The organism is Streptomyces sp. BK79, from assembly GCF_044142145.1.
Taxonomy (GTDB): domain Bacteria; phylum Actinomycetota; class Actinomycetes; order Streptomycetales; family Streptomycetaceae; genus Streptomyces.
The window spans coordinates 66,096-89,543 of record NZ_JBHVOC010000020.1; the positions used below are offsets into that span (position 1 = coordinate 66,096).

The 23,448-nt window shown below is 68.7% G+C and carries 26 protein-coding genes; 10 read left to right on the forward strand and 16 right to left on the reverse strand.

Features of this window, described 5'->3' with window-relative positions; all coding sequences use genetic code 11:
• Positions 1-38: 38 nt before the first annotated feature.
• The 7 genes from ACFIF2_RS24160 to ACFIF2_RS24190 all read right to left on the reverse strand — a co-directional run bounded on the left by ACFIF2_RS24160 (position 39) and on the right by ACFIF2_RS24190 (position 5,781).
• On the reverse strand, positions 39-500 hold the full coding sequence (locus ACFIF2_RS24160) for a TadE family protein (RefSeq protein WP_395575318.1): 462 nt from the start codon (positions 498-500) through the stop codon (positions 39-41).
• 60 nt (positions 501-560) lie between these two features.
• The gene (locus ACFIF2_RS24165; protein ID WP_395575319.1) at positions 561-821 is read right to left on the reverse strand and encodes a hypothetical protein; all 261 of its coding nucleotides are present in this window, start codon (positions 819-821) and stop codon (positions 561-563) included.
• Positions 822-913: 92 nt separating this feature from the next.
• Entirely contained in the window at positions 914-1,834 is a 921-nt protein-coding gene (locus ACFIF2_RS24170) for a type II secretion system F family protein (RefSeq protein WP_395575320.1), read from the reverse strand.
• Complete coding sequence (locus ACFIF2_RS24175) at positions 1,831-2,841, reverse strand: type II secretion system F family protein (protein WP_395575423.1); 1,011 nt, start codon at positions 2,839-2,841, stop codon at positions 1,831-1,833. The genes ACFIF2_RS24170 and ACFIF2_RS24175 overlap by 4 nt, the downstream gene beginning before the upstream one ends.
• A gap of 28 nt (positions 2,842-2,869) precedes the next feature.
• Positions 2,870-4,177 carry a CpaF family protein gene (locus tag ACFIF2_RS24180; protein WP_395575321.1) on the reverse strand — a complete coding sequence of 436 codons (1,308 nt, stop codon included), beginning with the start codon at positions 4,175-4,177 and terminating at the stop codon, positions 2,870-2,872.
• Positions 4,174-5,022, reverse strand: coding sequence for a hypothetical protein (locus tag ACFIF2_RS24185; protein ID WP_395575322.1), 849 nt, complete (start codon positions 5,020-5,022; stop codon positions 4,174-4,176). Before ACFIF2_RS24185 ends, ACFIF2_RS24180 begins: the two co-directional genes overlap by 4 nt.
• 18 nt (positions 5,023-5,040) lie before the next feature.
• Complete coding sequence (locus ACFIF2_RS24190) at positions 5,041-5,781, reverse strand: hypothetical protein (protein ID WP_395575323.1); 741 nt, start codon at positions 5,779-5,781, stop codon at positions 5,041-5,043.
• Positions 5,782-6,343: 562 nt separating this feature from the next.
• Between ACFIF2_RS24190 and ACFIF2_RS24195 the strand changes: the two genes are divergently transcribed.
• From ACFIF2_RS24195 to ACFIF2_RS24215, 5 genes are all read left to right on the forward strand, one after another.
• A complete protein-coding gene (locus ACFIF2_RS24195) occupies positions 6,344-7,102 on the forward strand; it encodes a hypothetical protein (RefSeq protein WP_395575324.1) in 759 nt (252 codons plus the stop codon).
• Positions 7,103-7,195: 93 nt separating this feature from the next.
• On the forward strand, positions 7,196-9,364 hold the full coding sequence (locus tag ACFIF2_RS24200) for a hypothetical protein (protein ID WP_395575325.1): 2,169 nt from the start codon (positions 7,196-7,198) through the stop codon (positions 9,362-9,364).
• 143 nt (positions 9,365-9,507) lie between these two features.
• Positions 9,508-10,179, forward strand: coding sequence for a hypothetical protein (locus ACFIF2_RS24205; protein WP_395575326.1), 672 nt, complete (start codon positions 9,508-9,510; stop codon positions 10,177-10,179).
• A gap of 68 nt (positions 10,180-10,247) precedes the next feature.
• The gene (locus tag ACFIF2_RS24210) at positions 10,248-11,255 is read left to right on the forward strand and encodes a hypothetical protein (RefSeq protein ID WP_395575327.1); all 1,008 of its coding nucleotides are present in this window, start codon (positions 10,248-10,250) and stop codon (positions 11,253-11,255) included.
• A gap of 188 nt (positions 11,256-11,443) precedes the next feature.
• On the forward strand, positions 11,444-11,953 hold the full coding sequence (locus tag ACFIF2_RS24215; protein ID WP_395575328.1) for a hypothetical protein: 510 nt from the start codon (positions 11,444-11,446) through the stop codon (positions 11,951-11,953).
• 324 nt (positions 11,954-12,277) lie between these two features.
• On the opposite strand, the gene ACFIF2_RS24220 is transcribed toward ACFIF2_RS24215, so the two are convergent.
• From ACFIF2_RS24220 to ACFIF2_RS24240, 5 genes are all read right to left on the reverse strand, one after another.
• Positions 12,278-13,516: a mucin-2 gene (locus tag ACFIF2_RS24220; protein ID WP_395575329.1), complete on the reverse strand. Its 1,239-nt coding sequence runs from the start codon at positions 13,514-13,516 to the stop codon at positions 12,278-12,280.
• Positions 13,517-13,572: 56 nt separating this feature from the next.
• Positions 13,573-14,328 carry a hypothetical protein gene (locus ACFIF2_RS24225; protein WP_395575330.1) on the reverse strand — a complete coding sequence of 252 codons (756 nt, stop codon included), beginning with the start codon at positions 14,326-14,328 and terminating at the stop codon, positions 13,573-13,575.
• Positions 14,329-14,415: 87 nt separating this feature from the next.
• Positions 14,416-14,913 carry a hypothetical protein gene (locus ACFIF2_RS24230; RefSeq protein WP_395575331.1) on the reverse strand — a complete coding sequence of 166 codons (498 nt, stop codon included), beginning with the start codon at positions 14,911-14,913 and terminating at the stop codon, positions 14,416-14,418.
• A 433-nt stretch (positions 14,914-15,346) separates the two neighbouring features.
• On the reverse strand, positions 15,347-15,949 hold the full coding sequence (locus ACFIF2_RS24235; protein WP_395575332.1) for a hypothetical protein: 603 nt from the start codon (positions 15,947-15,949) through the stop codon (positions 15,347-15,349).
• Between the two features lie 71 nt (positions 15,950-16,020).
• Positions 16,021-17,412: a PE-PGRS family protein gene (locus tag ACFIF2_RS24240; RefSeq protein ID WP_395575333.1), complete on the reverse strand. Its 1,392-nt coding sequence runs from the start codon at positions 17,410-17,412 to the stop codon at positions 16,021-16,023.
• Between the two features lie 285 nt (positions 17,413-17,697).
• Here ACFIF2_RS24240 and ACFIF2_RS24245 point away from each other — a divergent pair, with 285 nt between their 5' ends.
• From ACFIF2_RS24245 to ACFIF2_RS24260, 4 genes are read left to right on the forward strand one after another with little or no spacing between them, the layout of a single operon-like run.
• A complete protein-coding gene (locus ACFIF2_RS24245) occupies positions 17,698-18,051 on the forward strand; it encodes a hypothetical protein (protein ID WP_395575334.1) in 354 nt (117 codons plus the stop codon).
• Positions 18,048-19,544, forward strand: a complete 1,497-nt coding sequence (locus tag ACFIF2_RS24250) for a C2 family cysteine protease (protein WP_395575335.1) — start codon at positions 18,048-18,050, stop codon at positions 19,542-19,544. The genes ACFIF2_RS24245 and ACFIF2_RS24250 overlap by 4 nt, the downstream gene beginning before the upstream one ends.
• Positions 19,545-19,566: 22 nt before the next feature.
• Positions 19,567-19,899 (forward strand): hypothetical protein, encoded by a 333-nt coding sequence (locus ACFIF2_RS24255; protein ID WP_395575336.1) that lies wholly within the window; start codon positions 19,567-19,569, stop codon positions 19,897-19,899.
• A complete protein-coding gene (locus tag ACFIF2_RS24260) occupies positions 19,892-20,671 on the forward strand; it encodes a hypothetical protein (protein ID WP_395575337.1) in 780 nt (259 codons plus the stop codon). The genes ACFIF2_RS24255 and ACFIF2_RS24260 overlap by 8 nt, the downstream gene beginning before the upstream one ends.
• Before the next feature lie 110 nt (positions 20,672-20,781).
• On the opposite strand, the gene ACFIF2_RS24265 is transcribed toward ACFIF2_RS24260, so the two are convergent.
• The 3 genes from ACFIF2_RS24265 to ACFIF2_RS24275 are packed head-to-tail and all read right to left on the reverse strand — an operon-like array spanning position 20,782 to position 22,532.
• A complete protein-coding gene (locus ACFIF2_RS24265) occupies positions 20,782-21,411 on the reverse strand; it encodes a hypothetical protein (RefSeq protein WP_395575338.1) in 630 nt (209 codons plus the stop codon).
• On the reverse strand, positions 21,408-22,256 hold the full coding sequence (locus ACFIF2_RS24270; protein ID WP_395575339.1) for a hypothetical protein: 849 nt from the start codon (positions 22,254-22,256) through the stop codon (positions 21,408-21,410). The genes ACFIF2_RS24265 and ACFIF2_RS24270 overlap by 4 nt, the downstream gene beginning before the upstream one ends.
• A gap of 15 nt (positions 22,257-22,271) precedes the next feature.
• Positions 22,272-22,532 carry a hypothetical protein gene (locus ACFIF2_RS24275; protein ID WP_395575340.1) on the reverse strand — a complete coding sequence of 87 codons (261 nt, stop codon included), beginning with the start codon at positions 22,530-22,532 and terminating at the stop codon, positions 22,272-22,274.
• A gap of 220 nt (positions 22,533-22,752) precedes the next feature.
• On the opposite strand from ACFIF2_RS24275, the gene ACFIF2_RS24280 reads away from it, so the two are divergent.
• Positions 22,753-23,013: a WXG100 family type VII secretion target gene (locus tag ACFIF2_RS24280; protein ID WP_366768461.1), complete on the forward strand. Its 261-nt coding sequence runs from the start codon at positions 22,753-22,755 to the stop codon at positions 23,011-23,013.
• A gap of 88 nt (positions 23,014-23,101) precedes the next feature.
• On the opposite strand, the gene ACFIF2_RS24285 is transcribed toward ACFIF2_RS24280, so the two are convergent.
• A complete protein-coding gene (locus ACFIF2_RS24285; protein ID WP_395575341.1) occupies positions 23,102-23,404 on the reverse strand; it encodes a hypothetical protein in 303 nt (100 codons plus the stop codon).
• Between the last annotated feature and the right edge of the window lie 44 nt (positions 23,405-23,448).

Here is a 23,448-nt window from a genome sequence, read left to right on the forward strand (position 1 = left end):
CGGGATCGGGATCCGCTGCGGGAGAGGTCCGGATCCATCTAGTTCTCCCCCTCCTGCACGAAGCGTTCCACCGGCCCCATCGACTGCGCGTGCACCGTCAGGTCCAGGCCCGGGAAGACCGTGGGGATACGGGCCGTGATCTCCACGCCGACCGTGTTCTGCTCCGGCTGGAGCGTCTTCACGTCCGGGGCGAGCACGAGCTGCGGGCCGAGCTGGCTGATGTAGCTGTCGACCACGTCCCGCGCCTCGCCGCGCCAGCCGCCGGGCTGGGCGTCGGCCGTGGCGCGGGCCTTGCGCGCGCCGGCCTGGGCCGCCGCCTGTGCCACGTGGTCGGCGAAGAAGTACAGGCCGAACTGCACCGTCGCGAAGATCATGAAGAAGAGGACCGGCGTGAGCAGCACGAACTCGATCGCGGTCATGCCGGAGTCGCCGCGGGCGGCCGCCGCCTCGCGTGCGGTCTCCACCCTGCGGCGCACCCGTCTCAGCATGGTGCCCGGCATCCCCGTCAACCCCGTTCGTCGCGCCTGGTGCGGTCGGCAGATCAGCTGATCAAGAGCAGATCAGCAGGTGCTGCCCGCGTCCGCGCCCTTGATGCAGTCGCCGACCTTGTTGGCGCCCTCGCTCAGGGCGGCGTTGATGATGGCGGCCACCACGCCGACGATCGCGACCACGACCGCCGAGATGATGACCCACTCGACCGCGGAGGCACCGCGGTCCAGTTCGCCGGAGCGGGCGCGCTCCACGCGGGCCCGCAGGAAGGTGATCAGGAAGTCCACGGGCACGACGCCCGTGGTGCCGGTGCGGAAGTTCCGTCCGTTCATGGTGGGTTCTGTCCTCTCGTATCAGTTTCTGGAGTCTCTGGAAGCGAGGCCGCTCCTGAGCCTCTGGGGCCCGGGGAGCCGAGGAAGCCGCGTCACACCTGGAACACCCGCATCGCCGCCGGGTAGATCAGGAACACCAGGAACCCGGCGCACAGCAGGAGCTGGGCCACGAGCATCGACTGGGACTTCTCGCCCGCGCTGCCCTCGATCTCGGCGAGTTCGCGGTGCCGCATGGTCTCGGCGCGGGAGGCGAGGGACTCGCGGACCTTGGCGCCGTCGTCGGCCACCAGGGCGAGCGAGGCGGAGAGGTCCTTCAGCTCCTCGACGCCCAGGTCCTCGCCGAGCTGACCCAGTGCCTGCCACTGGCTGATGCCCGTGATCCGCGCGTCGGCCAGGGCGTTGCGGATGCGATGGGTCGCCCAGCCGTCCGACACCTCCGCCGCCGCCATCAGGGCTTCGGGCAGACCGCGTCCGCCGGCCAGGCTCATGGAGACCAGGTCCAGGTACGCGCCGATCACGCGCCGCAGGTCACGGCGCTTCTCGGCGGCGTCCCGGCGGACCTCCAGGTCGGGGAGGAAGAAGAACAGGGCCGCGCAGAGCAGGGCCAGCCAGACCGGGATGATCGGGCTGTCGCCGAAGCCGAGCTGCCAGACGATCGCGAACAGGAACGGGCCGAAGAAGAGGCCGCCCGCCGCCAGCAGCGCCTTCGTCGCCAGGAAGTTCTCCCAGCTCCGGTCCAGCACCGCCAGGTCGGCGCGCAGCGACCGCTGCTCCCAGCCCTGCTGGAGGTACAGCTCGGCGACGCGCGCGCCGACCTGGGCGCGCAGCGAGCCGAGGCGGCCCGTGTCCTTCACCGGGCGGGCCGACTCGTACGCCGTCCCGCGCGCCCGCATCGCGTCGATCCGCGCGACCTGCTGGAGCGGGCTCCGCCTGGTCGGCATCAGGGCGCGGACCAGGGCGTAGATGCCCAGGCCGATGACCGCGCCGACCAGGACCGGCATCGTCAGGTTCATCGTCGTACCCCCTCGTCCCCAGACGCCGGCGACGCCTGGGACGGTTGCGACGCCTGGGACGGTTGCGGCAGGCGCTGCGCGGGCTGGCCCTGCTGGCCCGTCCGGTCCGCCGTACGGGGACGCACGAACTGGATGTCGGAGCCGTCCCGCACCAGGAAGCGTTCCGGCGTCTCGATGGTGGAGAGCTTGCGCAGCCACCAGAAGCCGAGCGCGAACAGCCCGCACACGCAGGCCAGCACGAGCTGGCCGACGGGCGATCCGTACGGCTCGACGAACTCCCGGTTGAAGATGGACAGGCCGAGGACGAACAGCACCGACACCGCCACGACGATCTGCACGGAGCGGCGGGTCGAGGCGCGCTGGGCCATCACGCGCTGGCGCATGTCGACCTCCTCGCGGGCCGACTTGGCGAGCGCGCCCAGGACCTGGCGCAGACCCGGGCCGCGCAACCGGGCGTTGAGGATCAGCGCCGCGACGATGATGTCGGCGGACGCGTCGTCGATCTCGTCGGCGAGGTGCTGGAGCCCTTCGGGCAGCGGGGTGCGGGAGCGCAACCGGTCGACCAGGGCGTCCAGGTGCGGGCGCAGTACGGGGGCGGCGGCGCGGGCCGAGGCGGGAATGGCCTGCTCCAGGCCGACCGCGCCGGCGATGGTGTCGCGCAGCGACTCCGTCCAGGAGGCGAGGGCCTCCACCCGCTTCATGGCGGCGCGTTCCTCGGCGGCGCCGCCGAAGAGGCGGTCCCAGAAGAAGACGAGGACGCCGGCCGCGATGCCCAGCACCGCCCAGCGGGTGAGGAGCAGGACGACCAGGCCGACGATGGCCGCGAGGGACCCGCGCTGACCCGCCCAGCGGATCAGTTCGTTCGCCCGCTCGCTGGCCTGCCGCTTCTCGTGCTCGGGCTTGGCGGGCAGACCGCGTACGGCGATCACGAGCAGGGCGAGACCGCCGCCGACGGCGACACCGCAGCCGAGCGCGTACAAGACCGTGGGAGAGAACAGGCCGCTCATGGAGGCCATGGATGTCGTCATGTCCGTCTCACCCCCACGTTCCGTTGGGCCGGTAGCCGTAGGCGATGAGTTCCTCCAGGCAGGCTATGGGGGCGTGCGGGACGACCCGGCCGTCGGGCGCTTCGGCGAAGACCTCGCTGGACAGCACGCGTCCGTCGACGCCGTTCACCTCGCGGACGGAGGTGACCATGCGCTGGAGGCGTCCGCCGCTCTGGAAGTTGTTGCGCCGCTGGATGAAGACGACGAAGTTGACGGCGCCCGCCACCAGCATCTGGCTGGCCTCGATCGGCAGCCGTTCGGCCGCCTGGAGGGCGTACGTCGAGATGCGGTTGAAGACTTCGTGCGAGCTGTTGGCGTGGATCGTGGACAGCGAGCCGTCGTTGCCCTGCGACATCGCGTTGAGCATGGTCACGATCTCGTCGCCGAGCACCTCACCGACGATGACGCGGGAGGGGTTCATACGCAGGGAACGGCGGACCAGCTCCGCCATGCTGATGGTGCCCTGGCCCTCGGAGTTGGGCAGCCGCTCCTCGAACGCGACGACGTTGGGGTGCAGGTCGGGGAAGGTGTCCAGCCCCAGCTCCAGCGCCCGCTCGACGGTGATCAGCCGCTCGTGCGGGGGGATCTCGTTGGCGAGGGCGCGCAGCAGCGTCGTCTTACCGGCGTTCGTCGCGCCCGCGATCATGATGTTCTTGCGGGCGCGGACCGCGCAGGCCAGGAAGTGGCCGAGTTCGGGGGTGAGGGTGCCGTTGCCGACGAGGTCGGAGATGAAGACCTTGCCCATGCGGGCGCGACGGATGGACAGCGCGGGGCGGCGGGCGACGTCCATGACCGCCGACAGACGCGAACCGTCCGGCAGGCGCAGGTCCAGCTGCGGGTTGGCGGAGTCGAAGGGGCGGGAGGACAGGCCCGAGTAGGCGCCGAGGATCTGGATCAGCTCGATCAGCTCCTCGTCGGTCTCGGCGACCGGCTCGCCGCGCTCCTCGCGTCCGTCGGAGTAGCCGACGAAGACCTGGTCGCAGCCGTTGATGTCGATGTTCTCGACCTCGGGGTCGTCGAGGAGCGGCTGGAGCCGGCCCACGCCGAACAGCGCGGCGTGCACGGCGGCGGCGTACGCCTCCTCCGTCTCCGCGTCCAGCGGCGTACGCCCGGCGTTGATCTCGGCGCGGGCGTACTCCTCCAGGATCTGCGCGATGACGGCGCGCGCGTACTGCCGCTCGTCCTCGGTCGACATCGGCGTGACGCCGCTGACCTGGTCCTGGCGGCGCTGCTCGGCGATGCGGTCGCCGGCGTCCTGCCGGAACCGCTTGACCAACGAGTGGTCGACAGCGGTCATCGGCCGGCCCCCGCGTGGCCGTTCATGTCGTGGCCGGTGGGTACGGACCAGGCGGCGCCGAACTGCTGGTACAGGTCTGAGGTGACCTTGCGGGCCGAGCGGATGAGCAGCGACTTCTCCAGCCGGCCGCGCCTGCGTCCGGCCAGCTGCTCCGCGCCCGCCGGGTCGTCGGCGATGGTGCCGACCACGCGGGCGCCGGTCTGGGCGTGCACCAGCATGTCGTTGACCTGGCCGGAGAGCTTGGCCGCGTTGTTCGTGTCGGCGACCAGGACGACGCCGACCATCGGCATGCCGAGGCTCGCGGCGCCGCGCGGGCCGCCGTGCAGCTTGGCCGTCAGGGCGGCGGCACGGTCCCGGACGCGGGCGATGGCCTCCGGCTCGGTACGGGAGATCAGCAGCACCAGCGCGGCGTGCGGGAACAGTTCGGTCGCCGGGGTGTCGCCGCTGACGCGTCCGCAGTCGGCGATGACGTCGGCGGGCGCGTTCGGGGAGTCGGCGAGCGAGGCGAAGGCCCGGCCGAGGGTGGGCCACAGGCCCGCGAGACCGGCGGCCTGCTCGGCGATGCCGAGTCCGACGAGGACCTCCAGGCCCCCGCTGAGCGGCTGTACGTGGTCCCAGAGCTGGTCGGGCACGAGGCCGCGCCGCGCGGTGGCGGCGATCGACAGCATGCCGGTGTTCGGGTTGAGCGGCCCGCCGTGCGCGGCGGCGGACCGGTAGACCAGGTCACCGCCCGCCGGGTCGGTCTCGGCGAGCAGGACGCGGCGCGGCCAGACCGCCGCGAGGGCGACGGCCGCGGTGGTGACGCCGGGGGAACCCTTGTCGGCGGCGAGAGCGATGAGGGCCATGGCTGCTTCGGTCGCCTTCTACTTGCCGGGGACGCGCACGATGGCGACCTCGCCGGCGGACGCCGCCGAGGCGAGGGCGGCGGCTTCGCCCTCGTTCACCAGGAGGGTGAGGGACTTGCTGCCGGTGCTGACGGTGGCGTCGCTGTCGTCCTTGACGCTGTTCACCCGGGCGTCGGCGACGATGGCGCCACCGGAGGCCGAGGACGAGTCGTTGCCGGACGACCCGGACGAATCAGAGGAGCCGGAGGAGCCGGAGGCGCTGGAGCCGTTCGCCCCGACGCGGTAGGCGGCGACGGTGTCACCCGGCTTGATGCCCGCCGGGTACTGCCCTTCCTTGAGGGCGAGGCCGACCGACGCCTTGCCCGCGGGAAGCTGCTCACCCTTGGCGAACATCTGCCCCATCACGACCGTGTCCGCGTAGATCGTGGACTTGGCCTTCAGCTTCTTGAGGGCACCCAGCTGTGTCCACTCGACGTAGTTGATGCCCTCGTCGGCGGCCACCATCACGGACGTGACCTTGTCGCCCACGGACTCGCCGGCCTGGATGTCCGCCGTCACCTTGACGACCTCCACCCGGTCCCCGGCCCGCAGCACCAGCATCGTCGCGCCCAGCGCGCCCACCAGGATCAGCAGCACCGCCAGTGCGGCCAGCGCCGGTTTGCGCTCGCGAGGAGGGCTGGGAAGCCGGTCACCGACCGACGGCTGAACCGGAGCCGCGGAACGTCCCGCGCCCGCCCCCGTACGCTCCTGGATCTTCACGCAACCGCTCCCCGTACACCCAAGAAATTGTCTGCCACGTCACTGCTTGAGCAGCACTGCTCGAGTACTTGCTCAAGTGCGCGGGATTCCCCGCACATTCGGACACTCCACCCGTGCCCGCCCGACCGGTGGCGTCCAGGGACATCCCCTGACGCACCCGCCCGACCTGGGCGAATAACCAGCAGCGAGGCGAGTGTCAAGCCATCGCACCGTATCAGCAGCACATAAGCCCCTCAAGGCGCGCCCGCCCCCGCGAACCTCACCCACCCACCCTTACTCATCTGCAACTCCGCGCCCCGTCGCCCCCTTTGCGCACCCCGCCGCGAGCCACCGACCCAACTGTGCGCGTGCGAATACCGAACCACCACCACCGAGCACCGCGCCCGTGCCGTTCGTCACGGCGCGGCCATGATGCCTGCACGTTTCACTCACGAGGGAACGCATCGACCGTGCCATGATCTTCGCTCGGATCGGTGACTCGGGGAGGCCCGAGGGCGTTCTCCCCGAGTCCGTCCCGCCCCAACGGCCTCCCCTCCCCCCACCCCTGAGGAGCCCCTCCCCCATGAAGCGCGCCACACCAGCCGCCCTCTCCCTCTCCGCCCTGACCCTGCTCTCCCTGGCCGCGCTCACCGCCTGCGGCGGGGACTCCGGCTCCGGTTCGGACGCGGACGCGGCGGCGGGCAAGCCCTCGGCGACCGAGGCAGGGGAAAGGCAGCTCACCCCGGAGGAGCGGCTGAAGCGGCTGGTGATCACGGAGGCGGACGTGAAGGGCATGAAGGTGTCCGACGCGGACGTGGCGACCTCCGACAACAGCGACTTCGCCTTCGCCAAGTCCCCGCAGGAGGTCACGGTCGAGAAGCCGGTCTGCGCCCCGCTGGCCTACGCCATGAACCAGCTCCCCCTCGGCCGCTCCCAGGCCGACGTCACCCGCTCCGTCTCCCGGGACATCAACGACTCGTTCACGTACGTCATGCTCACGACCTACGAGCCCGGCGGGGCCGAGTCCGCCATGGCCGGACTGTCGAAAGCGGTGGACGCCTGCACCGGCGGCTTCACCGCCAAGGCGAACGGCAACACGGGCGCGTACGACTCCGTGACCGCCGAGAAGCCCGTGGCGACGGCCGGTGACGAGTCGCTCGCGTTCCGGTCCCGGCTGACCTTCCGGGGCGTCACGCACACCGCGCACGCACAGGCCGTACGCAGCGGTGACGTCCTGGCCGTGTACTACTCGGTCGACGGCCTGGCCATCGCCAACGGCAGGACGAGCGACGCGAGGATGAACGCGACGGTGGTGAAAGCCCAGAACGCGAAGCTGGGTTGAGGAACGGCGATTTGGAGCAGCGAAGCCATAAGTAGAGTGCCGCGGGCAGGAAGCCCGCGACCGGGGACGAGGGGGACACGGGGAGTGCGAGTGGTGACCACACCCACGACGACCGGACGGCCGCGGACCGGCCATATCCGAGGCGGCGTGGCCCGCCTGCTGCTCACCCTCTGCGGCCTCACCGCCTTGTTCCTCACCGCCGCGACCGCCTCGGTCCTGACGGCCGCCGCCCCCGCCCGCGCCGCCGAATCGTCTGCGGCGGACCAGGCGTCCACCCAGGCCGCCTACCTGGCCGACCGCCTCCGCGAGCACCCGGTCCACCTCACGGACCAGCTCCCCCGCGAGATCCCACGGTCCATGGCGCCCGACTTCGCCCGGCTCGCCGAGCGCACCGGCGTCCCGACGTACGTGCTCGTCCTCCCGGACCAGAGTGGCGCCGACGGGGATCTGCTGGGCGCGGTGCACGACCGGCTCGGGCGCGACGGCCTCTTCGTGCTCCTCGACGAGTCGGGCGTGAGGCATGCGGCGGCCCACGGCGTACGCGCCGCCGCGGAGGACGCGGTCACGGCGTCCTTCTACGAACTCCCCTACGACGCGGGCGCGCTGCGCAGCTTCGAACGCTTCGTGGACGTCGTGGCGCAGGGCCCCGAGAAGGCGGCGGCACGGGCGGACGCGGCCCGCGAGAAGTACCGGGCCGGCGAGCCCGAGGAGATGTACATCGGCCCGACCGACCGGCAGAACCAGTCCTTCCTCACGGGCATCCTGCTCACCGGCGTACCGCTGACGATCCTGCTGCTGACGCCGTGCGTGCGGTGGGCACGACGCCGCTTCCCCCGGCCGACCGCACTCCGCCCGCCCGCGAAGCGCCCGGACGCGAGCCGCCGGTGGCGGCGGCGTCTCCTCGTCCCCGGCCTCGCCCTCACCACCGCGGTCGCGATCGCGCTCACCGCCCCGCTTGTCTTCGACCAGACGAGAAGCAGCGCCGCTCCGCCGCCCACCCGCGGTGACATGACGGCACGCGTCGAGCGGGTCGCGGAGGGCCTGGCCCGGGACCCGGTCTACATCGACCCGGAGAGCCCACGGCTCCTGGACTCCGCCCAGCTCTCCCGGCTGCACGACCGCATCGAACGGTTCGGCCGTTCGGACGGCGGCGGCCCCGTGTACGTCTCCGTCGTACCGCACCTGTCGGAGGACGAGTCCGCCGGCGACGAGGAGCTGTTCGCGGCCTCGGTACGGTCGAAACTGAGCAAGGCCGACGGAGTCCGCACGGCCGACGGTCTGTACGTCGTCGCGGATCCGCTGACCGGCTACATCGACGTCTTCAACCACGGCCTGCGCCTGGACGCTTACGGTCCCCTCTTCGACCTCCCCGAGTCCGTCACGTACGGCGACGACCGGGCGGACGAGGCCGACGACCACCTCCTGGGCGAGCGCCTCGACACGCTCATGACGTACCTGGACAGGACGCCGCGCTCCGACGAGCCCACCACTTCGGGCGAGCCCCTGCCCGCCCCCAGCCCCGAGGCGGAGAACAGACTCCCGGAGCTCTTCGCCACGGACTTCCAGCCCGGCCTGTTCGTCGGCGTTGTGGCCGCGCTGCTGCTCCTCGGCCTGGTCGCGGGCACCCTGGGGATCCTGGCCGCGGTGCTCCGCCGGCGCAGGCCGGAACCGCTGCCGACGGAGGTGCTGCCCCTGGTTTCCCCGAGGGAACCGTCGGAGACCTATTTGCGCCGCACGGCCCGTACGGAGCTACAGGCGGCGGCGCGGGCGCTCACGGCTGCCGCCGAGGCGCTCGGCGCGGCGGACGGGGGCTCGGCGTCCCGCACCGGCCTCGCCCGGAACCGCTTCGACGCCGCCCTGCTCCTCGTCGGCGGCGACATCGACGGCCTGCGCTCACCGGGTACGGACCCGGCGACTCTCCTGACCGTCATCGTCCTCGCCCGCGCGGCCCGCGACGCCCTCGACAACGACGCCGGGGACCGTTGCTGCGCCGTCAACCCGCTGCACGGCCCCGCGGCAGGCCGCCGCCACGTACGGGTGAGCGCCGAGGGCAACCGCAGGCGCATGCTGCCGCTCTGCCCCCTCTGCCTCGACACCGCTGTCGCCGCACCGCGCGAGCTGCGCGAGCTGACGCTGACCCTGCCCGGCCCGGCGGACACCCGGGTGCCGTACGACGAGCCGGAGGGCAGCCCTCTGTCGGTGCTGGCCGACGGGGTCGACCGACTGGCGTCCGCTGTCCGAGAGGCGACACATGTCCACTGACGGAGCACCACCTCAGGCGCCCGTAGATCCCGGTTCGTCCCCCTTCTCGAAGTAGTTCACTCTGGTGAAACCGAGAACCCCACAGCTAGCCTCAGTTCCCTCGACTGCACTCGACTGCACCTATGTCTCACGGGGAGACCACTGTGAAGCGCCGCTCTTTGCCCGTTGCTGCCGCGTTCGTCGCCGCCGCAGGCCTGTTCCTGACGGCCTGCGGCAGCGGGGAGGACAAAGCGTCCGACAACGACAAGATCGCCGGTGCCGACCAGGGTTCGGAGACACCGAAGGAGTCGCCGAAGCCGTCGGGAGCGCCGACGCAGGCCAAGCCGGACGGCGTGGACGTGTCCCTTCCCAAGGACATGAACCTGGTCTTCGACTGGGAGAAGCCGAAGAATGCGAACGAGTCGGCTGCGATGTCCGACACGGCCAACTTCTTCCGTGCCATCTACAGGGGCGTCGACAAGCGCACGACCAAGGACGCATCCGTCACCACATATGCGACCGGTGAAGGCCTGAACTACGCGAATACACAGATCAACGCCTGGATCGAAGGCGGCTGGACCGCCACCGGCACGCTGCGCCATTACGACGCCACCACTCGGTCAGCCCCCAACGGCAAGTCGGTGGAGGTGGCGTTCTGCGCGGACTCGGGCAAGTTCTTCGGCAAAGAGATCAAGACCGACAAGATCCTGAAGACTGAGCCCAGCATCGAGGACTTCGACCACTACAAGATCATCATGGTCAAGTACCCCACGGGCACCGATCTGTGGCAGGCGTCCAAGGTGTTCGTCGAGACCAAGGCGGCGAAGTGCCGGTGAAGGGATCGCTTCGCACATTCATCCGCGCCGCGACACTGACTCTGGCCCTCAGCGCGATCGTGTTTCCCATGCCCGCCTACGCGGCGAAACCGGTGGGGTCCGGAGAAGGAGCCAGCACGGAGCAATCAGCCGGCAGCGACAAATCCGGTATCTACGCCGCCGCTCGCATCCAGTACTCAGGTGCCGTAGCCCCGGGCGGCGGCACGGGCAACGTGACGTCTTCCGACGTCAACTGGACGCCGCCACCCTGCTGGTACGCCCCCTACCTCGGCGCCAAGGACTTCAAGAAGAAGATGTCCAAGGAGTTCGAGAAGGCCAGAAACACACCCGGCATGGGCGGCACCGCGGGCGCGGCGATCGGTGAGACGGAGCGCCACTACGAGGACGAGTACGGATGGACCGGCACCCCCGGCTACAAGGACTACAACGTCGAGAAGGACGGCGAGGGAATGTTCTGGGCCGGCGTCGAGAACCCCGACGAGCCGGACCTCCTCAAGCGCAGCTCCTGCACTGACCTCCCCTTCTGGGTCGACAACGGCGAGGCCCCGCCGCCCCAGTACGAGGAAGCCATCACCCCGGAAATCCTCGCGGCCCTCGCCTATCAGCACATGCAGCTTCCCGACACCGAGGTCAGCCTCGCCCCGGAGCAGACCACGAAGGTGAACCTGCCGACCTGGGCCTGGCTCGACAAGGCCGTCTTCAACGAGGTCCAGGCCACGGCCGCGATCAACGTCCCCGGCTTCGCCCTGCAGGCCACGACGACCGCGAAGCCGGTGTCACTGAAACTGGAGCCCGGCACGCCGGACGCCGAGACCTACCCAACCTCCGGCGAATGCACCATCAACGCCGACGGCTCCATCGGCGAGCCCTACGCCAAGGGCAAGGCCGACCAGACCCCGCCCTGCGGAATCAAGTACCTCCGCTCCTCCGGCGACGGCACGTATGACCTCCAGGCCACCATCACCTGGGACATCGCCTGGACCGGCACCGGCGGCACGGGCGGCGACCTGCCCGACGGAACCTTCGGGACCACCCAGGCGGTCACCGTCCAGGAGATCCAGGCCATCAACCGGTGAGCACGGCGGAGGCGGACGCGACCCGATGAGGAACATGCTCTACGTTTCGCCGACAGTGCCTACGTTTGACACTTGAGGACGAAAGAGGTTAAGTCCGGAAAATGCCCCACCTTTCATTCGACCTGCAGCGGCACTCGAACACCGTGACGTCACGGGAACAGGCCCGGGTGACCTTTTGGCGCGGCACTGTGGGACAGCTGGGCGACGTTGAACTGATCGTGCCCGCGCTGGAAGTCGTGGGCACGAGGGAGTCCAGAGAGATCATCGGCGCCATGGTGACCGGCGAGAACATCCCGGTGTCCTCCTTCAAAGGGCTTCGCTACGGAGGGCTCCCCCGCCTTTCGGAGGGGCAGCTGACCGTGGCCGGGCAGCCGGCGTCCCTCTCCCGGAAGACTCTGCGGATGAGCAGACGCGCCCGCGCTCTGAAGATCCGGGCCGTAGGCCGGGAGTACCGATACCGAGAGGAAGGGAACCGACGGCACCACGTACTCGAACGCCGCGAGTCCCACATCGTCGTGACCCGGTCCAGCGGGACAAATCCCAGGAGCATCTCCGGAACTGCTCATGGGGCAGTGGATTCCATTGACATCAGCCTCTCGATCCTGTTCGAGGCCGTGTACACGCGCAACCTGTCTCTCCGAGGCGCGCTGATATCGACCCCTGGAAGGTTCCTGGACGGACTGTCCGGGCTCTCCTGAAGTTTCATCGAGCAGGTACCACCACTCTCAGCTGCATCCAAATGCGGGCCGACGTCCGTACTTGAGTGCGCGGCGAAGAGGCTGGCGGCCCGAAATCGGGCACCCTGCGCACTTCATCCGACGTCAAGTTGCGGGGCATCCCGACAGGTGCGCCGCGATCCCTCTCTGCATCGAGAGCATGACTCCCGACCCAGTGGGGAAACGAGCTCACCCGAAGCTCGGCCTACCCAAGAGGCGGCCAGAATCCCCTTCACCACGACGATGTGGGCACCTGCGCTGGGTCATGCCTGTGCTGCACCCAGCATCTCGCACTGTCCTGACGCGTCAGTCGAAGGGATTGAGGGCACTGCCCAGCTTCTTGGCGCCGTCCGCCAACTTGCCGGCCCCTTCGGAGATCTTCTTCCCCGCCCAGGCTCCGGCGTCGGCGACCTTGCCGGGGAACTCCTTGATCTTGTCCCGATTCTGCCAGAGAGTCACGCCGCCATAGACTGCCCCCGTGACCACCACTGCACCGATGGTCACCGGGTTGGGAGCCACCATTGCTACGGTGAGCGAGGCATTGAAGGCTACACCTGAGGCCTTCGACACGTAGCCCAGCTTGTCTCGCTTGAACGCCTCAACGGGGTGGCCTTCCTGATAGAGATCGTAGGCCCCAATCGCGGTGGTCACCGCGCTTCCACCAATACCGGCGGCCCGCCACCAGCCGGCGGTTCGCAGGGCGGCCCCCGCCCCGGAAGTGAAGGCGCTGAGTCGACTGGCGCCGGCCGCCCTGTCCAGCACGCCGACATTCTTGCCGACCTTGAGGAGATTGGCTTCCCAGGCCCACAACTTACCGCCATGGATCTGAGCCAAGCGGTCCGAACCTGCGAGGGCGCTAAGGATGGGTGCGGGTGTGCGAGCACCAATGCTCGCACCCAGGCGAGCAATTCGAGACGGGATGTACGATGGCGGATGACCCTTGAGGATTTGAGCGAGTGTCGTACCAGGCGCCTTGAGGAATTTACCCTTCCTGAACCTTCTGATAAGCCCCATGGTCCCCGAGGCCGCCGCAGCAAAGGCACCTGGCACTGTCGATGCCAACGCAGTCAGATCAATGTAATCGCCGACCACCTCACCCAGTTTTTCGTCGCCTGATATTTTGGCCACGGCATCCGTCTGAACGCGTTGAATCCAATCTTGGTACGTCTCACCGTCTCGACGCTGCAACCATTCACTGTCGAACTGAGCGCCGTTCGCAACCGACGCGTTAGCGATGAGCATGACATCTGGAGGGAGTTGCTTGCCTTTCACCTCCTCTGGCTTGAAGCCTGCGTAAAGAGCGGCTGCAAGTGGGTCACCGTTCTCCGCCCGAAGGATCGCGCCACGCCGCCTCAGATCAGTGGATGTCTCCCGGGTCCATGACTGCATAGGTTTCAGAGGGATCAGTTTGTCCCGCACGCCCAGGTTGGACGCTCGAGTGAACGCCTCATCCAACCGGTCCTGCAGTTTCCCTCTTCCGTCCAGAAGCTTCGCCAGGTGCTCGAGGTCTTCAGGATTCCCCATGCGTTTGGAATTGTCGCCCATTTTTCCCCGCAAAAGTAAGCTGGTATTGCGCGCGATGACCGGCTATCGAAGGCCCTCTAGCCCTTCTGGGGCGAGGAGGTCAGCTGAGCTCCGTCCGGCAGAAGATCGGTGACGCGCCGCCACAACTCCTTGGCCGAAGCACGCCGCACCCGCAGCTCGCTCGCCGCGTCGACCTGTCCTTCCGACACTGGCTCGGTCGGCTGTTCGCGCACCCAGTAACCCTCGACGCCACAGTCCCACACCGCCAACGCCGAGACACCCAGACCTGAGTCCGCGCGGGTCGGACCGTCACCTTGCCAGGCCACCGTCATCCGCCACATGCAGTTCAATTCGGCGAGAATTTCTGCAAGCCGCACAGGAGCACCGGTCACCTCGGCCACGGCCTCTGGTTCCTGAGTTCCTCCGCGTTCCATGCGTTCAATCACTTGATCGAGCAAACCCATGGTCGCCTCGATCACCTCACCGCTGTCGACCTCGTCACTGAAGTCGCGGTGCAGGTCCACCATTCTGGCCAGTGACCAGACTAGGCTCTCAGGTTCGGCAGGCACATATTCCGACTCCGCCGCACCGGGCCATGCCTCGTGGATGAAGATGAACTCATCACCCATGACAGCCCCGTTACTGGTGACGCCCTGAGGGCCGGTCACTTCGACACGTGCGATGACTCGGGGCTCCATCAGCGTCGAGACGAGCGGATACAGGTCGGCAAGGATCTTGCCTTCAGCGTCGAGAATCCCTGATTCGCGCAGTTCATCTCGCGCTTGCGACAATCCTCCCGGAATCTGCCCCTCCTCGACCAGAATTCCCAGCACACTGATGTGAGCGTCGGACAGGCGAACTCTGCGCCTTGCCGCATCTACCGAAGGCACTTTGAACTCCCCTTTGTGAATTGTTCGCGTCTAAATATCGTTGAGTCGGTTCACGAAGCGCCCCGGCGACGAGACCAACGCGCCGAGAGCCGACAGGTTCCTCGTATTCACACCCTCCATAACGACAGCGATGCCGATATCTAGGGCATCGGCCGCGCCCGAGCAGGTCCCAGACAGCTTCTGCGGCTTGTTCCAACTCGAACGCCTCATACGTACGCCTGCACCTGTACGTGTCAGTTCATGGACGCGTTTGCCACTCAGCTGGGCGTAAGAGTAGGAGCGCCCTTTCACCTGGATACGCAGAGCTCGCCCTTGCCGTCCAGGCCAGTAGACGTTCCGGGAGAGGTCTGCTGGATCCCAATCGACTCGCAGCTCCCCTCTGGCCAGCAGAGGGCGATCCAAATACCCCAAACCGAGGTAGGTGACAAGTGGGAAGCTGTCACCGGTCACCGCGACTTCGCAGTAATCCGTCGGATAGTCGCTGTACTCCGTTGGAAAGGTCAACTCGATGCGGCCAAGGCCGTCCACTTGGCCGTTCCACGAGAAGACCCTGCCCCGGTGCCCTCGAGTGGATGCCGCGCGCTGGAGCTCAAAGGAAACCCCATTCATTCGCTTGACGCCTTCCTGTCTTCAGTCAGCCCGGACCGCACCTGTCTCGCCAACCGGACTGGTCGACACACATGCCGTGCAATCCGGCAAGAGGAGGTGCGCCTCGATGGCGCCCCGAACTGCACATCCCAATTCGGCCCCCGCGCCACAGGACAGTAAAGCAAAGACAGCCGAGGGCCTACGGACCACCCGAGCGATCGACATGACGACCCAGTAGCAAAAGGGACTTACCACTCCACGCTCGAAGCGGCACCCTGCGGCAGATCCGCGCCCTTCGCGTGGTCTTCAGGCCGCGTACTGCGGACCACCGAGGTCTCGGCCCCGCGTTGAGCACGGAGCCGAGACCCGCCCGCTACTCGGCCCCGTCCGACCAGCGCTGCATCAGGGCGAACGGAGACGACAGCACGGCGCCACCCACAGTCAGAGCGTCCGTGTCCACTTCTTCCAGCACGATGGCGATCGCCAGATCCACGGCGTCGACCGGACCCGTGGCGGTACCGGCGCTGTAGGTCGTTGCCGGGGGGACGTGGCAGCCGGGCGCCATGGTGACCTGAACGCCCTCTCTCTGCAGAACCCTCTCCTTGCCCAAGCCCTTCACGGTGTAGACGTAATCCCGTCCCTCGTACGCGATGTGCAACGCCCGGTCCTCCTTGCGCAGGGCACGGGCATTGAACCGCAGGTTCGCCGGCCGGCCGTCCAGCGTGAGCTCGGCCTTGAACAGCGAAGGCCGGCCCGACCTGCGCTTCCCCCTGAAGATCGTTTCCGGGAAGGCAGGACCGGTCAGCCGAGCGGTGTCCATCCCCTGCGCGAGCGGCCGGTGCAGCGGACAGCGCTCCACGACTACGGCCCCGAAGTGCCCCACGTCCCCCTTGATGCCGGTGGTGGGCAGCTCCTTCTTGGGACGGACGCTGTACGGCGACAATTCGAACGTCAGGGACTCACTGCTCGTTTCCATGGCGACGACTGCTCATTTCGTGCATCGGGTTTTCCAGAGCTCTGGACGGACGTGTGCCGAGCGTCTTCACGCTAGTCGAACGGGTTGAGGGCGCTGCCCAGTTCCTTGGCGCCGTCGGCGATGCCCTCCCCGATGTCGCTCGCCCTGTCGCCCACCCAGTCCGCGGCCTTGTCCGCGCCTTCCGTGATGTCGTCCCAGTGCTCGACGACCTTCAGGCCTCCGTAGACGATCCCGGTCCCGACCGCGAGACCGATCGTGACCGGATTGGGAGCGACCATCGCAGCGGTCAAGGTGGCGTTGAAACCGACCTCCGCGTAGTTGGCCAGGTATCCCGCCTTACTCTTCTCCCACTCCTTCTCATGGTCCATGGTGGCGATGTTGGCCACGGAGAACACTGTCGCGCCCGCCGACCCGACGATGCCCGCCCCTCGCCACAGACCGGCGGTCTTGGCCGCCGCGCTGAACCCGCCGGCCTTGCCGACCGCCACCAGGCTGGCCTGTCCCGCGCGGGTGACCGCCTGCCCGGAGTGCGTCAGTCCGCCGTACATACGGGCCATGTCGTCCGACCCCGCGAAGAAGTTGATGGCCTGGTTGGGGGTGACACCCAGCAGCTTGGCGTTCATGAAGCCGCGTCGGCGCAGCAGGTCCCATCCGCCGCCCCAGCGATCGCCCAGGAAGCCGGAGCTCAAGGGGACATTGGCGACCCTCTGATACGTCTGGCTCCGGGACGCCATGGTGCCGAGCTGTCCGGGAAGCCAGCTGCCGGGGGCGGACAGGGAGCGGATGGGCGGGTTGTAGTTGCCCAGTTTCGTGCCCGCCCAGCGCAGGACGGGGTTGCTGCCGGCCGCGGTCCACCGTGTGGCGAGGGCGTCCTTCATCGGACCGAGCTTGCCGGTCTTGATCGCGTTGCCCAGCAGTACCTTGGTCCCCGAGAAGCCGGTCGCCGCCACGACCTGCGTCGCGGCGGCGACGTTGAACGCGTCGGCGCCGAACTTGATCATCTCGGTGAGGGTCTCCTCGTGCGGCTCCAGACCGGGGATCTTCGACAGCGCGTGCGCCTCGAGCCGTGCGACCCAGTCACCGAGCTTCTCCCCGGGCTGCCGCGCCAGATCCTTCGCCTTCGGGTGATCGCTCGCCGCCACGGAGTTGGCCAGCAGCAGCGTCTCGGGCTTGATCCCCTCGCCCTTGTACTTCTCCAGGTCCTTCGCCGTGAACCCCGCCCACAACAGGCCGGCCATCGGGTCGCCGTTCTCGAGGCGCAGGAGGACGGCACGCTTGCGCAGGTCCTGGGCCCCGTCACGCGCCCAGGATCTCATCGGCTTGAGAACCGCCAGCTCTCCGCTCACCCCCAGTCGAGCGGCACGGGTGAACGCCTCGTCGAGGCGCTCCGCCGTGCCGCCGCGCCCGTCCAGGAGCTTCGCCAAGTGCTCCAGGTCCTCGGGGTTCGCCCCTCGGAACGACATTCGCTGCCCCCGTCCCTCGACAACCGGCCCGGCCCTCGCCGCCGGCGCATCAGATCAGGGTGCCAGGGAGAAGCACGCCTGTCGCGGGCAGGAGGGTCGTCTCCGTCCGCGCGGCTTCTGAGGCGGTCGGCGCGGCAGGTGTGGTGGTTGTGTGTCACCCGTGGAGACGGGTCGCCCGTCACTGAGGGTTCGGTACTGCCCCCGTATGCTGCACCACCGGTACTGGAGGTACCCCCTGAGGGCCCGGTACCGCACGGGAGACAGACGACGGGGGAGGACGCGGACGTGGGGCCCAGCGAGGACGGCGCCGAGTTGAAGGAGCGGGCGAAGCGGTTGCGCGAGTGTGCCCGGGAAGCGCGTGCGCTCGCCCGGCACCTCGGGCCGTACCTCGACGACGCGGTGAAGAAGGCCACGCCGCGCGCCGCCGGGTTCCGTACCGGTGACGACGAGGGCGCCATCTGGCAAGGACCGTTCGCCGACGAGTGCACCGGCACGCTCCAGCAGCGACAGCGGACGCTGAACGGCATGGGTACGGCACTGCTGGCGGACGCGACGCGCTGGGAGGGCCAGGCGGAGGAACTGGACCGGCAGGCCAAGGAGAAGGACAAGGCCAAGGCCGGGACGGGCGGCGACCGATGACGTTCAGAGGGTTCGACGCCGCGGGGCTGAGAGCGCTGGCCGGGGATCTCGACCGCCTCGCCGGGCATTCCGGACAACTGCACAGTCGGCTCGCGTCGCTGCTCACCACCGCCCAGCAGAACCTGCCGCCCGGCCAGAGCGCGTCCCGCGACCCCGGCCTCCAGGCCCTCGTGGGCGATCTGATCCCCATGCCGTCGTTCTTCGGTGGCCGACGGCGCCTGCCCGGCTCCCTCCAGGGGGAGCTCGGCGACATGCAGGCGTCGATGAAACGTCGCATCCGGCAACTGGAGGGCCTTCGGGAGCTGGAGAAGCTGGGTTACCCGGTCAGCGACGGCAGCGTCTTCCTGGACGAGAAGCCGCCCGACGCCAAGAAGATCGACGCCGCCCTGCGCGACCTCCGGGCCCTGGACGGCAAGGACTTCGGCGCCAACGGCAACCGGGACGACCTGGAGAGGATCTCCGGCGAACTGGACGGGCTGACCGCGGCCGAGCTGGACGCGTTCATGACGAAGGCGCCCCCCGAGGACCTCGCCTTCTACAACGAGCTGATCACCGACACCGACGACTCCAACTGGACCCCGTTCGACCACAACGGCCTGCCCGAGGCCGCACGCCGGGACACCCTGAGCCTGATGCTGTCCAAGGTCAGCCCGCAGAACGTGGGGAAGTTCCAGGCAGCCTTCCCCGGCATGCAGCCCACTTTCACCAACACCGGCGCCTACGAGAGCGGCGGCAACGACCAGAACGGCCAGACCAACAACGGCATCCACTGGGCACCCCCCTCCGACCCGCTGTTCCAGAACGGGGTCTCCGCCGACGACGTCAGCCAGAACCAGTTCGGTGACTGCTGGTACGTCGCCTCGCTGGCCGGCCTCGCCCAGAAGGACCCGAAGTTCATCCAGGACGGCATCAAGGAGAATCCCAACGGCACGGTCAGCGTCCGCGTCTGGGACAAAGAGGGCAATCACCACTGGGTGACCATGACCGCCGATCTGCCGACCGACCAGAACGGCGACCCGATCAGCACGTACGGCAACGGCGAGACCTGGCCGGCGTACTACGAGAAGGCCTTCGCGATGACCTACTCGGAGGACGGCGACGGCGAGCGCGGGTACGGCGGCATCGAGGGCGACGACCCGAAGAAGGCCGCCCCCTACCTGACCGGCCAGGAGGGGGACGACCTGGAGTCGGGCGGCTTCCTCGGCATGGGCAAGGACGAGGACAAGAACATCGACTCGCTCCGGAGCGTCTACGAGTCCGGCAAGGTCGTCACCCTCTCCACACCGGACGACGAGAGCCTGGACAAGGACCACCCGGCGGAGTGGGGCAGCACGTACCACAGCAACCACGCCTACTACGTCCGCGGCTTCACCGACGACGGCAAGGTCATCCTCGGCAACCCCTGGGGTGTCCAGGGCTATCCGCCGATCACCGTCAGCCAGGACCAGCTCGACAAGTACTTCCAGGGACCCGAGGCCTTCGATGTCCCGTGACGATGCCCCACAGGTGAGTGCAGTGCCCGATCAACCGCAGGTCAAGTACCCCTTCGAGTTCGACGGACGGTGGGTGCTGCGCTACCACATCCCGTACACCGTCCAGCACGACGGACTACCGCACCGCATCGTGGCGACGGTCTTCGCGCAGCCGTCGGTACACGGCCGTATCCAGATCAGCTGCGAAGGGCGGCCGCCCGTCGAGTACGACGGGCTGACGCCGGGTGACACCGTGGAGGTCACCGGCGACGTGTGGCGGGTCGCGGAGGTCGACTACCGCACCCGTGTCGTCCTGGAACGAGTGATCGAGGACGACGCCGACGAGGAGGAGACCAGTGTTCAGGCCGGTGAGTAAGTACGGCATCACGGGCGCGGGAGTGACCGCCGCCGCCCTGGCACTCCTGGCGCTGACCGGTTGCGCTGCGTCGTCCGACGGCGGCGACGAGGGGGGCGACGGCGGCGCGACTCCCGCGGCACGGGACAAGGGTCCCGCCTGCGTGGGCACCGCCCCGGCCGACGGGGCACATGTCCTGCGCGGCGGCGGCTTCAAGCTGCCCGGCGGCGGTGGCGTGCAGTACACCGCCGCCGACGCGGACGGCACGACGCGTACGGCGACATTGCGCGACGGCGCGAGGTACGCGTCCGGCCAGCGGCAGTGGAAGGTCGAGCCCGGAACGGAGATCACCGTCTCCGGCCACGGCTACACGGTCCGGCAGATCTGCACCTACCGGGTGGTCCTGGAGCCGAAGGCCGCCGAGGACCGGGCCGCGCTCGCCGCCGCACCCGAGTCGCTCGAGCCCCGGCAGGGCGCCGCCGACGACGGCCTCTGCTTCACCACCAACTCCACTGTCCTGGCCGCCGCAGCCAAGGGCTTCCCGGCCAAGGGCGGCACACTCTCACTCCTCGACAACGGCGGAGTACAGCGCTTCCCCACGGGCCTGTCCCTCACCGTCTCCTACATCGACCCCGGCACCGGAACCACCGGCATCGACGCCAACTGCGCGGCGATCCCCGTGGCCGGGTACGAGGGCGTACGGGTCGGGGAGACGGTGGAGTTCGCGGGGGTGCTGTTCGATGTGTCCGCGCTGACCGAACAGGCCGTCGAGCTGACCCGCACGAGCGCCTAGCAGGGGATCCGGCGCGAAGAACGCCCGGGCGGCTTCGTCCGGTGGCTTCGCTCGGCGAGTGCCAGAAGAGGGGCAAGAGGCGGGCAGACCGGCAGAGATACCCGGACGCGTCAGGCGTGGTGTCGGCGCCGCCGCAGTCTGCCGTACAGGGCGCAGCTCTCCATCGCGACCAGGAGGCCGGCGAGGGTCCACATCAGGTAGGGCGCCACTCCCGTTGTCCTGCCGCTCAGTCGTGGGGTGAGCCAACCTGCCGGGTCCTCCACGAGGGTGACACGGGTGCCCGGAGCGAAGCCGCGCTCGCAGCCACCGACGTCACCGACCTCGACGGTGCGTCCTCGGTCGACGCCGGTCAGAACCACCTCGCACACCGGGCGTCTCTCGCCGCCCTTCCCCCGGTAGGTGCTGACCTCGGCGACCAACGCGTCCTGTCGTACCCCGCGTTCCTTCATCACGTGGTCACCCAGTGCGGGCCCCACGAAGAGCAGGAAGGCGAACCCGAGGACCGCGACGCCCGCGCCGGCCTTCGCACCACACAGGATCCAGGCTGCCGCCAGGACCGCCAGGGCCACGAACGCGCCCGCCAGCGTCGAGAACAGACCTGAGTCCTGTGCTAGCCAGCCGCACCCCGCCAGGGTGAGCGGGGTGCCGATCAGGACCCAGAGGGTCGCCGACCACCAGCGCCGTCCCGGCGTCCGGGCAGGACGCGGCTCCACGCCGGTGGCCAGGGGGGTGGCCGTCATGCGGTGGAACCGCCCTCGGTCAGCAGTTCCTCCCGGTCGGGAAGCAGGTCGGTGATCTTCCGCCAGATCTCCGCGGCGTGCGAACGCACCAGTACCAGGGGGGTGCCGGGGCCGACCTGTCCCGGCAGGACGGGCTCCTCCGGCTGCTCTCGGATCCAGTGGTCCAGCGGACCGCAGTCCCATACGGCGAGAGCGCGGATCATGGCGGCGCGTTCGCCGTCGTGCTCGCCCGCCCAGGTCGTGGTGATGCGCCAGGTCGCGTTCAGGGAGACGACCAGGTCGCGGAAGGCTTCGAGAGCTTCGCCCGTGAGGCTGGGATCGGCCTCGACGACGGCCTCGCGGACGAGTTCGCGGGTGGCGTCGTCGTCCGGGCCCGGTTCCTCCAGGGCGACGAATGCTGCGTCCAGGGCGGCCATCGTCGTCTCGACACGCACCTCGGGCAGCCCTTCTTCGGGCCTCGTGCCGCGGTGCAGGTTGACCTTGCGGGCGAGCTCCCAGACGAGGGTCCTCGGCTCGATGGAGACGTACTCCGACTCCTCCTCACCGGGCCAGCCGTCGTGGGCGATCACCGCGTCCTGGCCCACGACCACGCCGTGGTTCACCGGGCCGTGTGCACCGGTGACCTCCACCTGGATCACCACGACGGGATCGGCGAGCGTGCGAAGCACATCGCCGAGCGCCGGGGTCAGTTCACCTTCCTCGCCCACCAGGCCGATGCCCTGGAGTTCGGCAAGTGACTCCCCCAGTTCGTCCGGCGGTGTCCCACCGTCCATGAGATGCGCGAACACGGCGATGTGGCGATCGGCGAGCCGGAAACGCGCGCGCGAACTGTCGTAGGAGGGCACTGGTCTCTTCCTCTCCTACTTCTTCTTGTCCTGAAGGTCCTTGGCGTCCTGGGCGCACTTCTGCGCCTCGTCCCGCAGGGCCTTGGCGACCGTGCCGCACTTCGTCTTCCAGGTCCTCAGCTTGCCGCGCACGTCGTCCGCGTTCGGGCCCGACCAGGTCTTCATGCCCGTGGTGCTGTGGTTCTTCGCGGCGTCGACGAGTTCTTCGATGTGGTCGGCCAGCGACCGCAACTGGTTGGCGCGCTGGTTGAGTTCCTGTATGTCAGGATTTGCCATAGCAGCTCTCCCCCGCTGTCTCCGGAGACCCAGGATACTGTCGCACCCCCCGGGCCCCCGCAGGAGCCCTGATCTGCCTGGTCACACCCCGTGCACACCGGTTGTTCACCGGAGGATCCCATCTGCAACGGCAGTGGACGGGAACTGCTGCTGGTGTTGTAGCGTCCACTGTTGCGAACGGACAGTCCGCTTGCCTTTGATGACACGGGGAGGAACGCCCATGGATCGCGGTGCAGATCTCACGCGGCTCCGGGAACTGTCGAAGCTGTACGCCCGCAAGGCCCACGACCTGCAGCTCCTGATCAAGGACCTTCAGTCGGCCACGGCGGACAGCTCCGGCTACTGGAAGGGTCCGAAGGCCGACCGGTTCCGGGACGACTGGCGCGACGTGAAGCCCACCTTCGACAAGTGGGTCGACACACTGAATGACGCCAGCAAGTCCGCGAACACCAGCGCCGACAACATCGAGCGCGCCACCTGATCGCAGGCGCATCAAGCGCAGCGGGTGACCGGCCGGGGCGCCGGGGCCGTGTCCTTGGGGGACCGTGGCCTCGGCGCCCCGTCGGCGTTCACCGGTCCTGGTGATACGAGCGCGCCTCGGTCGCCGACACCTTTTCGGGTTCGCCTCGCAGGGCCGCGTCGACGACGGGGAGCAACTTGCCTACCTGTTCCGCGAGTCTGCGGTGCCGTCCGTCCAACTCGCGGTGCCAAGCACGGGCGTTCTTGCCGACCCAGACCTTGCCGCCGCCGATGTCCTCGGTCGGGGTCTTGAGCGTCTTGCGGAGGCCTTCCACCTCCTTGGCGAGGTCGCTGCGGAGTTTCTCGAGATCCGCCCTTTTCGGGTTGGCTACTTTCGCCCCTTCGTCTGCCACAAGGCCCTCCCGCTTTTATCGTATTTTCACCATTGCCTGGTCAA

Excerpts from the sequence above, each read along its gene's own strand:
- ACFIF2_RS24170 (WP_395575320.1), bottom strand. The coding sequence starts at position 1,834 with ATGAACCTGACGATGCCGGTCCTGGTCGGCGCGGTCATCGGCCTGGGC.
- ACFIF2_RS24275 (WP_395575340.1), bottom strand. The coding sequence starts at position 22,532 with ATGGCAAATCCTGACATACAGGAACTCAACCAGCGCGCCAACCAGTTG.
- ACFIF2_RS24280 (WP_366768461.1), top strand. The coding sequence starts at position 22,753 with ATGGATCGCGGTGCAGATCTCACGCGGCTCCGGGAACTGTCGAAGCTG.
- ACFIF2_RS24175 (WP_395575423.1), bottom strand. The coding sequence starts at position 2,841 with ATGAGCGGCCTGTTCTCTCCCACGGTCTTGTACGCGCTCGGCTGCGGT.
- ACFIF2_RS24185 (WP_395575322.1), bottom strand. The coding sequence starts at position 5,022 with ATGGCCCTCATCGCTCTCGCCGCCGACAAGGGTTCCCCCGGCGTCACC.
- ACFIF2_RS24195 (WP_395575324.1), top strand. The coding sequence starts at position 6,344 with ATGAAGCGCGCCACACCAGCCGCCCTCTCCCTCTCCGCCCTGACCCTG.
- ACFIF2_RS24165 (WP_395575319.1), bottom strand. The coding sequence starts at position 821 with ATGAACGGACGGAACTTCCGCACCGGCACCACGGGCGTCGTGCCCGTG.
- ACFIF2_RS24240 (WP_395575333.1), bottom strand. The coding sequence starts at position 17,412 with ATGTCGTTCCGAGGGGCGAACCCCGAGGACCTGGAGCACTTGGCGAAG.
- ACFIF2_RS24235 (WP_395575332.1), bottom strand. The coding sequence starts at position 15,949 with ATGGAAACGAGCAGTGAGTCCCTGACGTTCGAATTGTCGCCGTACAGC.
- ACFIF2_RS24250 (WP_395575335.1), top strand. The coding sequence starts at position 18,048 with ATGACGTTCAGAGGGTTCGACGCCGCGGGGCTGAGAGCGCTGGCCGGG.
- ACFIF2_RS24220 (WP_395575329.1), bottom strand. The coding sequence starts at position 13,516 with ATGGGCGACAATTCCAAACGCATGGGGAATCCTGAAGACCTCGAGCAC.
- ACFIF2_RS24180 (WP_395575321.1), bottom strand. The coding sequence starts at position 4,177 with ATGACCGCTGTCGACCACTCGTTGGTCAAGCGGTTCCGGCAGGACGCC.
- ACFIF2_RS24210 (WP_395575327.1), top strand. The coding sequence starts at position 10,248 with ATGCCCGCCTACGCGGCGAAACCGGTGGGGTCCGGAGAAGGAGCCAGC.
- ACFIF2_RS24160 (WP_395575318.1), bottom strand. The coding sequence starts at position 500 with ATGCCGGGCACCATGCTGAGACGGGTGCGCCGCAGGGTGGAGACCGCA.
- ACFIF2_RS24265 (WP_395575338.1), bottom strand. The coding sequence starts at position 21,411 with ATGACGGCCACCCCCCTGGCCACCGGCGTGGAGCCGCGTCCTGCCCGG.